At 52.4% G+C, this 14204-nt stretch carries 14 protein-coding genes and 5 tRNA genes; 5 read left to right on the plus strand and 14 right to left on the minus strand.

What is annotated here, in order from left to right; genetic code table 11:
• Positions 1-34 precede the first annotated feature (34 nt).
• From gshA to mltB, 14 genes are all read right to left on the minus strand, one after another.
• Complete coding sequence (gshA, locus tag SK38_RS17065; protein WP_032944711.1) at positions 35-1591, minus strand: glutamate--cysteine ligase; 1557 nt, start codon at positions 1589-1591, stop codon at positions 35-37.
• 77 nt (positions 1592-1668) lie between these two features.
• Complete coding sequence (locus SK38_RS17070; RefSeq protein WP_003825961.1) at positions 1669-2097, minus strand: YqaA family protein; 429 nt, start codon at positions 2095-2097, stop codon at positions 1669-1671.
• Positions 2094-2660 carry a fructose-1-phosphate/6-phosphogluconate phosphatase gene (yqaB, locus tag SK38_RS17075; protein WP_048236634.1) on the minus strand — a complete coding sequence of 189 codons (567 nt, stop codon included), beginning with the start codon at positions 2658-2660 and terminating at the stop codon, positions 2094-2096. Before yqaB ends, SK38_RS17070 begins: the two co-directional genes overlap by 4 nt.
• Before the next feature lie 252 nt (positions 2661-2912).
• A tRNA-Arg gene (locus SK38_RS17080) sits at positions 2913-2989 on the minus strand.
• Between the two features lie 171 nt (positions 2990-3160).
• Positions 3161-3237: transfer RNA gene (locus SK38_RS17085), tRNA-Arg, on the minus strand.
• Positions 3238-3429: 192 nt separating this feature from the next.
• Positions 3430-3506 (minus strand) — tRNA-Arg (locus tag SK38_RS17090).
• 60 nt (positions 3507-3566) lie between these two features.
• Positions 3567-3643 (minus strand) — tRNA-Arg (locus SK38_RS17095).
• 3 nt (positions 3644-3646) lie between these two features.
• Positions 3647-3739 (minus strand) — tRNA-Ser (locus SK38_RS17100).
• A 336-nt stretch (positions 3740-4075) separates the two neighbouring features.
• On the minus strand, positions 4076-4261 hold the full coding sequence (gene csrA, locus SK38_RS17105; protein ID WP_000906486.1) for a carbon storage regulator CsrA: 186 nt from the start codon (positions 4259-4261) through the stop codon (positions 4076-4078).
• A gap of 238 nt (positions 4262-4499) precedes the next feature.
• On the minus strand, positions 4500-7127 hold the full coding sequence (gene alaS, locus SK38_RS17110; protein WP_008785617.1) for an alanine--tRNA ligase: 2628 nt from the start codon (positions 7125-7127) through the stop codon (positions 4500-4502).
• A 128-nt stretch (positions 7128-7255) separates the two neighbouring features.
• On the minus strand, positions 7256-7756 hold the full coding sequence (recX, locus tag SK38_RS17115; protein WP_048225248.1) for a recombination regulator RecX: 501 nt from the start codon (positions 7754-7756) through the stop codon (positions 7256-7258).
• Positions 7757-7842: 86 nt separating this feature from the next.
• A complete protein-coding gene (recA, locus tag SK38_RS17120) occupies positions 7843-8907 on the minus strand; it encodes a recombinase RecA (RefSeq protein WP_003037330.1) in 1065 nt (354 codons plus the stop codon).
• Between the two features lie 92 nt (positions 8908-8999).
• Entirely contained in the window at positions 9000-9497 is a 498-nt protein-coding gene (gene pncC / locus SK38_RS17125; protein ID WP_048225249.1) for a nicotinamide-nucleotide amidase, read from the minus strand.
• 191 nt (positions 9498-9688) lie between these two features.
• Complete coding sequence (gene mltB / locus SK38_RS17130; protein ID WP_003037336.1) at positions 9689-10768, minus strand: lytic murein transglycosylase B; 1080 nt, start codon at positions 10766-10768, stop codon at positions 9689-9691.
• Positions 10769-11032: 264 nt separating this feature from the next.
• Between mltB and srlA the strand changes: the two genes are divergently transcribed.
• Genes srlA through gutM form a run of 5 tightly spaced genes read left to right on the plus strand, consistent with a single transcriptional unit; the run spans position 11033 to position 14152 of the window.
• On the plus strand, positions 11033-11596 hold the full coding sequence (gene srlA, locus SK38_RS17135) for a PTS glucitol/sorbitol transporter subunit IIC (RefSeq protein ID WP_003037339.1): 564 nt from the start codon (positions 11033-11035) through the stop codon (positions 11594-11596).
• Positions 11593-12564 (plus strand): PTS glucitol/sorbitol transporter subunit IIB, encoded by a 972-nt coding sequence (gene srlE / locus SK38_RS17140; protein ID WP_008785620.1) that lies wholly within the window; start codon positions 11593-11595, stop codon positions 12562-12564. The genes srlA and srlE overlap by 4 nt, the downstream gene beginning before the upstream one ends.
• Before the next feature lie 13 nt (positions 12565-12577).
• Positions 12578-12940, plus strand: a complete 363-nt coding sequence (gene srlB / locus SK38_RS17145; RefSeq protein ID WP_008785621.1) for a PTS glucitol/sorbitol transporter subunit IIA — start codon at positions 12578-12580, stop codon at positions 12938-12940.
• 17 nt (positions 12941-12957) lie between these two features.
• Positions 12958-13737: a sorbitol-6-phosphate dehydrogenase gene (gene srlD / locus SK38_RS17150; protein ID WP_003037345.1), complete on the plus strand. Its 780-nt coding sequence runs from the start codon at positions 12958-12960 to the stop codon at positions 13735-13737.
• Positions 13738-13792: 55 nt separating this feature from the next.
• Positions 13793-14152 carry a transcriptional regulator GutM gene (gutM, locus tag SK38_RS17155; protein WP_008785622.1) on the plus strand — a complete coding sequence of 120 codons (360 nt, stop codon included), beginning with the start codon at positions 13793-13795 and terminating at the stop codon, positions 14150-14152.
• Positions 14153-14204 lie beyond the last annotated feature (52 nt).

Consider the following 14204-nt stretch of genomic DNA (forward strand, 5'->3'; position numbering starts at 1 on the left):
TTTGGCCACTCCCGAGTGGCCTTTTTCTTTTGTATCAAGCGTGCTTTTCCAGCCACACGCTAAACGGCTCAGTATCAGCCGCTTCGATCTCCTGCTGACGACGCTTTGAAGCCTCGGTTTCAGCAATAAATTCAGCTTCCTGCACTATTTCTAACGGCTCTTCACGCAGCAGATTTCGGTAAGCCTCACCCAACGCTTTGCCCGTGCCGCCAATGCCTTCATCAATCATAGACCGTAGGATCCGGGCAGAGAAAGTCAGTTCAGGATTGTCAAAACAGGCAACCAGTTCATCACAGACCTTCTGATACTCCTCTCCCCCATCGATGCTGTCCAGCGTTTGTGCCACGCGTTTCAGATCGCGGAACAAATCTTTCCCAACCTTCGGCAGCGGGAACTGGGCTGTTTCACAGCCAATACCTAACGTCAGCCCAGGCTTACGCCCTTCGAGAATCACGCGATTCCAGTTTTTACGCGTACACAGCAATTCATCGCTGCTCATTTCCGGGGCATCAGCCAGCGCACACCAGACCATAAACAGATCGAGGAAACGCACCTGCTGCTCGTCCACGCCGATAGGCGAGAACGGGTTGATATCCAGCGAGCGTACTTCGATGTACTCGATACCGCCACGCAGAAGCGCATCTGATGGCGTTTCTCCACGACGAGTGACGCGTTTCGGGCGAATAGGCGCATACAGCTCATTTTCAATCTGCAGAACGTTGCTGTTGATTTGCAGACGCTTACCGTCTTTCTCCAGACCGATCGCCGCGTACTCCTCGGAAGGCGTCTTAATCGCGCGCTTTAATCCTGCCACATACTCATGCAAATCGTTAAACGTAATTCCGAGATTGCTTTGCGACTTATTGGTATAGCCCAAATCACTCAGACGCAGCGACGTTGCGTACGGCAGGTAATACATCCCACAGTCGGTTTTTTCAAACGGCAGAGTTGTCGGTTTTCCTTGCAGGAATGAGGAACAAATGGCCGGAGAAGCACCAAACAAATACGGGATCACCCAACCAAAACGGTAGTAGTTGCGGATCAGACGGAAGTAGCCCGCGGAGATCTTCTCTTTTGCATCCTCACCTTCGGTTACACCGCATTTCGCCTGCCAGAAAGCCATAGGCAGCGAGAAATTGTAGTGTACGCCCGAGATTGTCTGCATCAACGCGCCATAACGGTTTTTGAGGCCTTCACGGTACAGCGTCTTCAGGCGACCGGTATTCGACGTACCATACTGTGCCAGTTCGATATCCTGACCTTCGGCAATATAGCAAGGCATGCTCAACGGCCACATACGCTCGTCGCCAAGGTTTCTGGCGGTATAACGATGTAAGTCGCGCATGAACGTGAGCATTTTCTCAATGTCATCACCGGGTGGAGTAATGAACTCCAGCAATGCTTCGGCAAAGTCAGTGGTTATCCACTTATGCGTTAGCGCTGAGCCTAACACCTCAGGATGGCCTGTCGTTGCTAATGACCCATCTGCATTAACACGCAGCGTTTCGCGCTCCAGACCACGTTGAATCCCCTTTAACGCCTGAGGATGGTTTTCCAGCCAGGCCAGCGCCTGTGATACGTCCGGGATCAAATTGACCTCCCGCCTGTCAAAATCGTTTTAATTAGCATAATGGTATTGGTTACCCTGAAGGCTATCCCACAACACAATTAGTGCCACCACATAATGCCTTGTGTCGTAACCGCTGCGACAACAACATAGCGCAGCGCCTTGCCAAGGCATAAGAAAAAGAGAACTGGGCCCCACGAGATGCGCATCCACCCGGCTAACAGGCACAGCAAATCCCCCACAACCGGCATCCAGCTTAATAATAGTGTGACAGCGCCATAGCGCCGCAGCCAGCCAGTGGCTTTTTCTTGCCAGCGCGATGTTTTACGCAATGGAAAGAAACGCCCAAGGATAACGTTAGTTAACCCTCCAAGGCTATTACCCATTGTTGCTGTTAAGACTAAGACCCAGGGATGACTGACCCCGGAAACCAACAAAGCAACCAGAACAACTTCAGAATTGCCGGGTAATAGCGTGGCACTGAGAAAACTGCTGGCAAACAGTGACAGGAGCGACAGTCCATCACTCACAATAACCGGACATCCACGGCATCCATTCCCGCGGCATGCGCCGCCTGTATTCCAAAATCGGCATCTTCAAACACGATGCAACGAGCCGGAACAACCCCCATACGTTCGGCACAAAGCAAAAACGTATCAGGAGCCGGTTTATGGTGTTGTACGTGATCGGCTGCGACTACAGCATCAAAATAGCGACGCAGACCAAGGTGAGCGAGCAGCGCTTCTGCAATTGCGCTTTCACTACCCGTACCTACCGACATAGGACGACGACCATGCCAGGCTTTCACGACATCAACCAACGGCAAAGGCTGGACGCTATCCAGCAGCATGCTTCTCACCTTGTCAGTTTTTTCACGTGCCAGTGCATGAGGATCAAGATCGGCATGGTTTAATTCAATTACCGATTGCGCAATACGCCACGTTGGGGAACCATTGAGAGCGACCATGGCATGTTCATCAAACCGTAGTCCATAATGCCCCAATACCTCATGCCACGCCTTACGATGCGTAGGCTCGGTATCCAGGATGGTACCATCCATATCAAAAATCAAACCCGCATAACGTTCGTACATCGTCTTCTCACAAGCCGAGTGACCAGACGTTATTTTATCGTAATTGATTGATTTTGTCGCTGACAGCGAATTGAGGGGTGTTCAGAGAGTATGTGGAAATGATTTAGAGGGAGGGACAAGATGGTGCATCCGGGAGGATGACTCACTAGTGTTCGCCCTGCGGGCCGTTGCTGAAGCAACGTTATCCTCCCTGGTGCTGGCGATTATCTCGCAGACCGTGAAACAACAGTTTCGCTATTATTCAGGAGAAGATGGTGCATCCGGGAGGATTCGAACCTCCGACCGCTCGGTTCGTAGCCGAGTACTCTATCCAGCTGAGCTACGGATGCATCGGGAATTGCTGATTACTACTGATACTGCGAAGAAGATAGTGCATCCGGGAGGATTACTCGGCTGCGCCTCGCCCTGCGGGCCGTTGCTGAAGCAACGTTATCCTCCCTGGTGCTCGCGATTATCTCGCAGACCATGAAACAACAGTTTCGCTGTTATCTCGGAGAATATGGTGCATCCGGGAGGATTCGAACCTCCGACCGCTCGGTTCGTAGCCGAGTACTCTATCCAGCTGAGCTACGGATGCATCGGAAAACTTGCTTTACTGCCGATATTGATATCGTGATAAGCGATATCAAGTAAGAGATGGTGCATCCGGGAGGATTACTCGGCTGCGCCTCGCCCTGCGGGCCGTTGCTAAAGCAACGTTATCCTCCCTGGTGCTCGCGATTATCTCGCAGACCATGAAACAACAGTTTTGCTGTTGCCTCGGAGAAGATGGTGCATCCGGGAGGATTCGAACCTCCGACCGCTCGGTTCGTAGCCGAGTACTCTATCCAGCTGAGCTACGGATGCATCAGGGAAACTTACTTTACTGCAGATTTGATGTCGCTGCTAAAGCGCTATCAAGTAATATGGTGCATCCGGGAGGATTCGAACCTCCGACCGCTCGGTTCGTAGCCGAGTACTCTATCCAGCTGAGCTACGGATGCAAATGGCGGTGAGGCGGGGATTCGAACCCCGGATGCAGCTTTTGACCGCATACTCCCTTAGCAGGGGAGCGCCTTCAGCCTCTCGGCCACCTCACCAACACGCCTCTTGCGAGTGCTTCGAAGAACTTGTTTCTGCTCATCGTCGCTGCGTGGCGCACATATTACTTTCTGGGACTTATAAGTCAAACAATTTTTCCAGAGCTTTTATCGTTTGCACATTTCACGCGCAATTAGTCTGCAAAAACGGCAAAAAGAGTGTTTTATCAACAGATAAATTGGCAATTTCCTGAAGGAGTGAACAAACGGAAACTTCGCAGGAAAAGGCATTACGCGCAGTGGAATCGAAAAAATGGGGAAGACGAAGAAGAAAAGAGAAGAAAAAGAGTAACTCAATCAGGTTGCGCCTCACCAGAAAGGTGAGACGCGAAAACCTTAGTAACTGGACTGCTGGGATTTTTCAGCCTGGATACGCTGGTAGATCTCTTCACGATGGACAGAAACTTCTTTCGGGGCGTTTACGCCAATGCGCACCTGGTTGCCCTTCACCCCTAAAACTGTCACGGTGACCTCATCGCCTATCATGAGGGTCTCACCAACTCGACGAGTCAGAATCAGCATTCTTTGCTCCTTGAAAGATTAAAAGAGTCGGGTCTCTCTGTATCCCGGCATTATCCATCATATAACGCCAAAAAGTAAGCGATGACAAACACCTAAGTGTAAGCAGTCACGGCATCACATTCTGTTAAACCTAAGTTTAGCCGATATACACAACTTCAACCTGACTTTATCGTTGTCGATAGCGTTGATTCAAACGCTGCGGATTGAAGTCCGCAGCGTCGACTTACGCTTATAATTATTACAGTTTTGCGCTGACCCAGCCTTTCACACTGGCTAACGCTGCAGGCAGAGCCGCTGCATCCGTACCACCGGCTTGCGCCATGTCCGGACGACCGCCACCCTTACCGCCGACCTGCTGAGCGACCATTCCAACCAGTTCCCCTGCTTTCACGCGATCTGTCACGTCCTTAGACACACCCGCAATCAGAGAAACCTTACCTTCCACTACCGTTGCCAGAACGATAACGGTAGACCCCAGTTGATTTTTCAGATCATCAACCATGGTACGCAACATTTTCGGCTCAACGTCCGCGAGTTCGCTGACCAGCAGCTTCACGCCGTTGATATCAACCGCTTTGCTGGAAAGATTTGCACTCTCCTGCGCCGCAGCCTGTTCCTTCAATTGCTGCAATTCTTTTTCCAGTTGACGAGTACGCTCCAGCACGGAACGAACTTTGTCACCGATATTCTGGCTATCGCCTTTCAGCAGCTGCGCAACATCGCTTAAGCGATCGCTCTCAGCATGCACGGTTTGGATAGCACCTTCACCGGTTACGGCTTCAATACGACGAACGCCTGCCGCAGTACCTGACTCGGACACAATGCGGAACAGACCGATATCACCCGTACGGCTGGCGTGAGTACCGCCACACAATTCGGTAGAGAAATCACCCATGCTCAGAACGCGCACATGGTCGTCATATTTCTCGCCAAACAGTGCCATTGCGCCTTTGGCTTTTGCCGCTTCGAGATCCATGATGTTCGTTTCAATCGGCAAGTTGCGACGGATTTGCGCGTTCACCAGATCTTCAACGGCACGGATTTCAGCAGGCTTCATTGCTTCGGTATGAGAGAAGTCGAAGCGCAGCAGTTTATCGTTAACCAACGAACCTTTCTGTGCCACATGTGTGCCCAGAACCTGGCGCAGCGCTGCGTGCATCAGGTGCGTTGCGGAGTGGTTCAAACGAATACGCGCACGACGGGCTTCATCCACATCAGCCTGTACCGCATCACCAATTTTCAGAGAACCCGCAGACAGCTTGCCAATGTGACCAATGGCCTGGCCATATTTCTGCGTGTCGCTAACGGCAAACGCGAAGCCTGCGCCTTTCAGCTCACCCTTGTCGCCAACCTGACCACCAGATTCCGCATAGAACGGCGTCTGATCCAGTACGACAACGGCATCCTGACCTGCGTTAATTGCGTCTACCGCTTTACCATCAACAAACAGCGCGGTCACTTTGCCGTTCAGTTCCAGGTGCTCGTAGCCTTTAAATTCAGAGGCGCCATCAACGCGAATCATCGCATTGTAGTCTGCGCCAAAACCGCTGGCTTCACGCGCACGACGGCGCTGTTCTTCCATTGCAGCTTCAAAGCCCGCTTCATCAACCTTAATGTTACGCTCGCGGCAAACGTCTGCCGTCAGGTCAACCGGGAAACCGTAGGTGTCATACAGACGGAATGCGGTTTCGCCATCCAGCGTATCGCCAGACAGTTTTGCCAGTTCTTCGTCCAGCAGCGCCAGACCACGCTCCAGAGTACGCGCAAACTGCTCTTCTTCGGTTTTCAGAACCTGTTCAACCATAACCTGCTGACGCTTCAGTTCTTCACCTGCAGAGCCCATGACGTCCACCAACGGACCAACCAGCTTGTAGAAGAAGGTATCCTTCGCGCCCAGCATGTTGCCATGACGTACCGCGCGACGAATGATACGGCGCAGCACATAGCCACGGTTTTCATTCGACGGCACAACACCATCGGCAATCAGGAATGCACAGGAACGGATATGGTCGGCGATAACGCGCAGAGACTTGTTGCTCAGATCGGTTGCGCCAGTGACTTTCGCCACGGATTCGATCAGTGAGCGGAACAGGTCGATTTCATAGTTGGAGTTAACGTGTTGCAGCACGGCCGCAATACGCTCCAGACCCATACCGGTATCCACGGACGGTTTCGGCAGCGGTTCCATGGTGCCGTCAGCCTGACGGTTGAACTGCATGAAGACGATGTTCCAGATCTCAATGTAGCGATCCCCATCTTCTTCTGCGCTTCCCGGAGGTCCACCCCAGATATGGTCGCCGTGGTCGTAGAAAATTTCGGTACATGGACCGCAAGGACCGGTATCACCCATCTGCCAGAAGTTGTCTGAAGCATAAGCCGCACCTTTGTTATCACCGATACGGATGATACGTTCGCGCGGAATACCGACTTCTTTTTCCCAGATTTCATAGGCTTCATCGTCAGTTTCATAGACGGTTACCCACAGACGCTCTTTTGGCAGGGCAAACCAGTTTTCACCGGTCAGCAGTTCCCATGCATATTGAATAGCGTCGTGTTTGAAGTAATCGCCGAAGCTGAAGTTGCCCAGCATTTCGAAGAAAGTGTGGTGACGTGCAGTGTAACCGACGTTTTCCAGGTCATTGTGCTTACCGCCCGCACGTACACAACGCTGCGAGGTGGTTGCGCGGGAATAATTACGCTTGTCGAGGCCAAGGAAAACATCCTTGAACTGGTTCATCCCGGCGTTGGTAAACAACAAAGTAGGGTCATTGTTCGGTACCAGGGAGCTGCTGGCAACTACCTGGTGTCCTTTACTATGGAAAAAATCGAGAAACGCCTGACGGATCTCAGCGGTGCTCTTGCTCATAATTATCCTGAAGAAATCAAGCTAACGAAATGTCATTACCAGCATCGGCACGCAAACTGCGCCTCTGGCAATCGAAAAGTGGGAATAAGATAAGTTTTCTTTACTGGGAAGTAAAATCCCGTATGCGGTCAATCGTCAAAATTTCGCCATATTGCCTGAATATCTTCCATCAGATAGCCGCGATAGAGCAAAAAACGCTGGACCTTTACTTTATCTGAAAAATCGACAGGTAAAGGTTCACCGTACTTCCGAATGGCCTGCTCGCGTGCAAGCACTGCCCAGTCAATTTCGCACTCACGCATGGCCCGCTCGATAGCTTCACGTGCGATCCCTTTTTGGTTTAATTCCTGGCGCACTCGGGCTGGTCCATAACCTTTGCGGCTACGGCTGGCGATAAACTGCTGCACGAAACGATCATCATCCAGATAACGACTTTCAATACACCAGGCGATGACCTTGTCGTAATCCTCCGGCGTGGCATCAATTTCTTCTGGTCCATTTTTCCCCATCACCGGAGCGGCCAGCTTGCGCCGCAGTTCCTGCTCGCTGTGGTCGCGCATCGCCAGAATGCGTACGGCGCGGTCAAGCAGTCGGGAATAAGCGGAACGGCGGGAAGTTGCTTCTGTCATAGTAAGCCTTCAGAAATGAAAAAGGGCTGCATGATATGCAGCCCTTTACTATATGTGATTCACAACATGCGATTCAAAACAGATTATCAGAAATCTTCGTTCGTTTCTTTTACGTCTTCGCCGCTGTCATCAACGGAGAAATCAGGCGTTGAATCCTGGTTATTGAGCAGTAACTCACGCAATTTCTTCTCAATTTCTTTCGCAGTTGCCGGGTTTTCTTTTAGCCAGTTGGTCGCATTCGCCTTACCCTGACCGATTTTCTCACCGTTGTAGCTGTACCATGCACCGGCTTTTTCAATCAGCTTCTCTTTCACGCCCAGGTCAACCAGTTCGCCGTAGAAGTTGATGCCTTCACCGTAAAGGATCTGGAATTCAGCCTGTTTGAACGGCGCTGCAATTTTGTTTTTCACAACCTTAACACGGGTTTCGCTGCCGACCACGTTGTCGCCTTCTTTCACCGCGCCAATACGACGGATGTCCAGACGAACAGACGCATAGAATTTCAGGGCGTTACCACCGGTAGTGGTTTCCGGGTTACCAAACATAACGCCAATCTTCATACGGATCTGGTTGATGAAAATCAGCAGCGTGTTGGACTGCTTCAGGTTACCGGCCAGCTTACGCATTGCCTGGCTCATCATACGCGCCGCAAGGCCCATGTGAGAATCGCCAATCTCGCCTTCGATTTCTGCCTTCGGCGTCAATGCGGCAACGGAGTCGACAACGATAACGTCAACCGCACCGGAGCGCGCCAGCGCATCACAGATTTCCAGCGCTTGTTCACCGGTATCCGGCTGAGAACACAGCAGGTTGTCGATATCAACGCCAAGCTTACGGGCATAGACCGGATCCAGCGCGTGTTCCGCATCGATAAATGCACAGGTTTTACCTTCACGCTGCGCAGCGGCAATAACCTGCAGGGTCAGCGTTGTTTTACCGGAGGATTCAGGCCCGTAGATTTCGACGATACGGCCCATTGGCAAACCGCCCGCGCCCAATGCGATATCCAGAGAAAGCGAACCGGTGGAGATAGTTTCCACATCCATGGAACGGTCTTCACCCAGGCGCATGATGGAGCCTTTACCGAATTGCTTTTCGATCTGACCCAGCGCTGCAGCCAACGCTTTCTGTTTGTTTTCGTCGATAGCCATTAATTACTCCTGTCATGCCGCTTTCGGGTTAAACCGCGAAACGTGATAGATAATGTTCTGTTGAGGCAATTATACTGTATGCTCATACAGTATCAAGTATTTTGTAGAAATTGTTGCCACAGGGTTTGTAACGCGTAGACGGTCGCCTGTCGACGTACCGCGTCGCGATCGCCGCTGAAGCATTCCCGACGCGTAATCCCCTCGCCGCTCGCGCTGGCAAAGGCGAACCATACGGTACCCACGGGCTTTTCTTCACTGCCGCCATCCGGCCCGGCAATACCGCTGATCGAGACCGCGAAATGCGCGCGGGCAGCTTTTAGCGCGCCAATCGCCATCTCCACTACCACAGGCTCGCTCACCGCCCCATGCTGGGCCAGCGTCTCTTCGCGCACGCCAATCATCTGCGCTTTGGCTTCGTTGCTGTAGGTCACAAACCCGCGTTCAAACCAGGCGGAGCTTCCGGCAATATCCGTAATCGCTTTGGCCACCCAGCCGCCGGTGCAGGACTCCGCCGTCGTAACGGTCGCCCCACGCGCTTTCAGCGCCAGGCCAACCTGCTCACTTAACTGCATCAGTTCACTGTCGGTCATTTCAGCCTCTGTCAGTTAAAAAATATGCCGGACAAGATAGCACTTTCATAACCAATGTGGGGATGGAGAGAACGTTTTACGAGGGGGATTCCAAAAATTGCTCCGTTGCATAAATAAGACCTGCCGGATGACGATGTCAGGGCATCTTATCCGGCCTACAAGAGATTTCTTCCTGTAGGCCGGTGGAGCGATTACTGCACGCGCGCCAGCGCGACCGCCTGACCCAACTGCCACACGGCCATCGCGTAGTGGGTACTGTGGTTGTAGCGGGTGATGGTGTAGAAGTTCGGCAATCCATACCAGTACTGATAGCCGGTACCAATATCCAGGCGCAGCAGGCTGGCCTGCTGATGATTACCCAACGACTGCTGTGGCGTCAGACCCGCCGCAGCAAGCTGAGAAATGCTGTACTGGGTTTTAAAGCCGTTCGCCAGCCCAGGTGCCTGACCATTTGCCGGCACCGCGACCGTATCGCCTTTCACCCAGCCGTGGCCCTTGAAGTAATTCGCCACGCTACCGATGGCATCAACCGGATCCCACAGGTTAATGTGGCCATCACCATTAAAATCAACGGCATATTGCTTATAGGAAGACGGCATAAACTGGCCGTAGCCCATCGCGCCGGCGAAAGAACCTTTCAAATCGAGCGGATCGTCGCTTTCATCTCGCGCCATCAGCAGGAAGGTTTCCAGTTCACCAGAGAAGTATTCCGCACGACGAGGATAGTTAAACGACAGCGTCGCCAGCGCATCCAGAATCCGCGTTTTACCCATCACGCGGCCCCAACGCGTTTCAACGCCGATAATGCCAACGATAATTTCCGGCGGAACACCATAGACCTGCCACGCACGGTTCAGCGCATCTTCATATTGATTCCAGAAGGCTACGCCATTTTGCACGTTGTCAGGCGTGATGAACTGTTTGCGGTAGCGCAGCCATGCGCCGTTAGGACCGGCTGGCGGTTGAGTCGTCGGTGCCTGGCGGTCCATCAAACGCAATACCGAGTCCAGACGCTTGGCCTGCGACAGGATCTCCTGCAACTGCTGGCGGTCAAAGCCGTGCTTGTTGACCATTTTTTCGATGAACTGCTGCGCGTTGGGATTATTGGCAAAATCACCGCCCGTTTGCATGACGTTGTGCTGTGGCTCAAGCAGGAAGCCGCCGGATGGCGCACCCGTAGTCGTTTGAGTCTCTGAAGGTTTAGGTTTGCTGCTACAGGCAGCGAGCAGTACGAAAAGGGGGAGTAACGCTACATAACGACGCTTGAACATGAGACATCCATTAAACAAATTCAGCCTGGGAGAAGTATGGTAAAGCATCCTCCGGCATACAAGGAAGCGGTAGTCGCTCTCCTTCACAGAATTTACATCCCCTTTCATCTCTGACCTTCACATTTGCGAGCCTTCACGCAATAACTTTCAAATTAAAATATTTATCTTTCATTTTGAGATCAAAATAACACTTTTATATCTTTCAATCTGATTAAAATTAGCCACCGTTTGGCAAGATAACTAAAATCCCTACAGGAGAGAATAATGATCGACACCATCACACTCGGTGCTGAGTGGTTTATCGGGCTGTTCCAGAAAGGCGGAGAAGTGTTTACCGGTATGGTGACCGGTATTCTTCCCCTGCTGATTAGCCTGCTGGTCATCATGAATGCGCTGATTAACTTTATCGGCCAGCAGCGTATTGAACGTTTTGCTCAGCGCTGCGCTGGAAATCCACTGTCCCGCTATTTGCTGCTGCCGTGCATCGGCACATTTGTATTTTGTAACCCGATGACGCTGAGTCTGGGTCGCTTTATGCCAGAAAAATACAAGCCCAGCTACTACGCCGCCGCCTCTTACAGTTGCCATTCAATGAACGGCTTATTCCCGCACATCAACCCCGGCGAACTGTTTGTCTATCTGGGGATCGCCAGCGGCCTGACCACGCTGGGGCTTCCGCTTGGCCCACTGGCGGTGAGCTACCTGCTGGTCGGTTTGGTGACTAACTTCTTCCGCGGCTGGGTGACCGATTTCACCACCACTATCTTCGAGAAAAAAATGGGCATTCAACTTGAACAGAAGGTGCATCTGGCGGGAGCAACATCATGACACGTATTCGTATTGAAAAAGGCACCGGCGGCTGGGGTGGCCCCCTTGAACTGGATGCCATTCCGGGCAAGAAAATTGTCTATATCACCGCAGGAACTCGCCCCGCAATAGTCGACAGGATAGCAAGCCTGACCGGTTGGCAGGCAGTTGATGGCTTCAAAGAGGGCGAGCCACCGGAGAACGAAATTGGTGTGGCGATCATCGACTGCGGCGGCACGCTGCGCTGTGGGATCTATCCCAAACGCCGTATACCGACGGTGAATATTCACGCTACGGGTAAATCCGGCCCGCTGGCTCAGTACATTGTCGAAGATATCTATGTCTCTGGCGTGAAAGAAGAAAACATCACGATTGTCGGCGAGGCATCCGCTGCGCCGCAACCTGCAAGCAGCACTATCGGTCGCGATTACGACACCAGTAAAAAGATTACCGAACAAAGCGACGGCCTGTTGGCAAAAGTGGGAATGGGCATGGGTTCAGCCGTTGCGGTCCTGTTCCAGTCCGGACGTGACACCATCGATACCGTCCTGAAAACTATTCTGCCATTTATGGCGTTCGTCTCGGCACTGATCGGCATCATTATGGCTTCGGGTCTGGGAGACTGGATTGCCCATGGACTCGCGCCGCTGGCCAGCCATCCATTGGGACTGGTTACTCTGGCGCTGATCTGCTCTTTCCCGCTGCTGTCGCCTTTCCTCGGCCCCGGTGCGGTTATCGCCCAGGTTATCGGCGTGCTGATCGGTGTACAGATTGGTCTGGGGAACATTCCTCCACATCTGGCGCTACCTGCCCTGTTCGCCATTAACGCCCAGGCTGCATGTGACTTTATTCCGGTTGGGTTGTCGCTGGCCGAAGCACGTCAGGACACGGTCCGCGTCGGCGTGCCATCCGTACTGGTGAGCCGTTTTCTGACCGGCGCACCTACCGTTCTCATCGCCTGGTTTGTTTCTGGCTTTATTTACCAATAAGGGGCACTCAAAAATGACCGTAATTTATCAAACCACCATTACCCGTATCGGCCAGAGCGCCCCGGATGCACTGTGCGACCAGATGCTGATTACCTTTCGTGAAGGCGCGCCAGCGGATATCGAAGAGTTTTGTTTCATCCATTGCCACGGGGACCTGAACGGCTCTTTACAAGCAGGGATCCAGTTTGAACTGGGCCAGCACCACTACCCGGTCACCGCCGTTGGCAGCGTGGCGGAACAAAACTTACGTGAACTCGGGCATATCACCCTGCGCTTTGACGGGCAGAGCGAAGCGGAATTCCCCGGCACTGTACACGTTGCGGGCCCCGTCCCGGACGGTATCACCCCGGGCTGTATTTTGAAGTTTGTTGCTTAAGATTGAAGGAGATAAAAATGAATCAGGTTGCCGTTGTCATTGGTGGAGGCCAGACCCTGGGGGCATTCCTTTGCCGTGGGCTTGCGACAGAAGGATACCGCGTCGCGGTGGTGGATATTCAAAGCGATAAAGCTGCCAACGTCGCGCAAGAAATTAACGCCGAGTTTGGCGAAGGTACCGCGTACGGTTTTGGCGCAGATGCCACCAGCGAACAGAGCGTGCTGGCGCTGTCGCGCGGAGTGGATGAAATATTCGGTCGTGTCGATCTGCTGGTTTACAGCGCGGGTATCGCTAAAGCCGCTTTTATCAGCGACTTTCAGCTTGGGGATTTCGACCGCTCGCTGCAGGTCAATCTGGTCGGCTACTTCCTCTGTGCTCGTGAATTTTCACGCCTGATGATCCGCGATGGCGTGCAGGGACGCATTATCCAGATCAACTCAAAATCAGGGAAAGTGGGCAGCAAACACAATTCAGGCTACAGCGCGGCAAAATTTGGTGGCGTGGGCTTAACTCAGTCGCTGGCGCTGGATCTGGCGGAGTATGGGATCACCGTACATTCGCTGATGCTCGGCAACCTGCTGAAATCACCAATGTTTCAGTCGTTATTACCGCAATATGCGACCAAGCTGGGCCTTAAGCCAGACGAAGTGGAGCAGTACTACATTGATAAGGTTCCGCTTAAACGCGGCTGCGATTATCAGGACGTACTGAACATGCTGCTGTTTTACGCCAGTCCAAAAGCCTCTTACTGCACCGGACAGTCCATCAACGTGACCGGCGGTCAGGTGATGTTTTAATGTTGAATTGCCGGATGGCGGCTGCGCTTATCCGGCAAAATCAAAGGAGTACATAATGGTTTCCGCACTGATTACCGTCGCCGCTATCGCCTGGTGCCTGCAACTGGCGCTTGGTGGCTGGCAAATATCCCGCTTTAACCGGGCGTTTGATCAACTCTGCCAGCAAGGTCGGGTTGGTGTTGGTCGCTCCGGTGGGCGTTTTAAACCGCGCGTGGTGGTAGCCATTGCGCTGGATGAGCAGCAACGGGTGACCGACACGTTATTTATGAAAGGTCTTACGGTATTCGCCCGACCAGGCAAAATTGCCACGATAATGGGCAAACATCTTGATGATTTACAGCCTGATGTGATCTTTCCCCATGATCCGTTATCACAGAATGCACTATCATTGGCGCTTAAACTGAAACATGGGTAATTTCGTTGTGAATGCTAATAGCTTGCGAAATTATCATTTTGCAACTTATTAA

This window comes from Citrobacter sp. MGH110 (assembly GCF_001037515.1).
In the GTDB taxonomy this organism is placed as follows: domain Bacteria; phylum Pseudomonadota; class Gammaproteobacteria; order Enterobacterales; family Enterobacteriaceae; genus Citrobacter; species Citrobacter portucalensis.

What these genes read in the sequence shown, in the direction of transcription:
- gutM (WP_008785622.1), top strand. Translation starts at nt 13,793, where the DNA reads ATGGTTTCCGCACTGATTACCGTCGCCGCTATCGCCTGGTGCCTGCAA.
- srlE (WP_008785620.1), top strand. Translation starts at nt 11,593, where the DNA reads ATGACACGTATTCGTATTGAAAAAGGCACCGGCGGCTGGGGTGGCCCC.
- csrA (WP_000906486.1), bottom strand. Translation starts at nt 4,261, where the DNA reads ATGCTGATTCTGACTCGTCGAGTTGGTGAGACCCTCATGATAGGCGAT.
- srlA (WP_003037339.1), top strand. Translation starts at nt 11,033, where the DNA reads ATGATCGACACCATCACACTCGGTGCTGAGTGGTTTATCGGGCTGTTC.
- yqaB (WP_048236634.1), bottom strand. Translation starts at nt 2,660, where the DNA reads ATGTACGAACGTTATGCGGGTTTGATTTTTGATATGGATGGTACCATC.
- recA (WP_003037330.1), bottom strand. Translation starts at nt 8,907, where the DNA reads ATGGCTATCGACGAAAACAAACAGAAAGCGTTGGCTGCAGCGCTGGGT.
- mltB (WP_003037336.1), bottom strand. Translation starts at nt 10,768, where the DNA reads ATGTTCAAGCGTCGTTATGTAGCGTTACTCCCCCTTTTCGTACTGCTC.
- recX (WP_048225248.1), bottom strand. Translation starts at nt 7,756, where the DNA reads ATGACAGAAGCAACTTCCCGCCGTTCCGCTTATTCCCGACTGCTTGAC.
- srlD (WP_003037345.1), top strand. Translation starts at nt 12,958, where the DNA reads ATGAATCAGGTTGCCGTTGTCATTGGTGGAGGCCAGACCCTGGGGGCA.
- pncC (WP_048225249.1), bottom strand. Translation starts at nt 9,497, where the DNA reads ATGACCGACAGTGAACTGATGCAGTTAAGTGAGCAGGTTGGCCTGGCG.
- srlB (WP_008785621.1), top strand. Translation starts at nt 12,578, where the DNA reads ATGACCGTAATTTATCAAACCACCATTACCCGTATCGGCCAGAGCGCC.
- alaS (WP_008785617.1), bottom strand. Translation starts at nt 7,127, where the DNA reads ATGAGCAAGAGCACCGCTGAGATCCGTCAGGCGTTTCTCGATTTTTTC.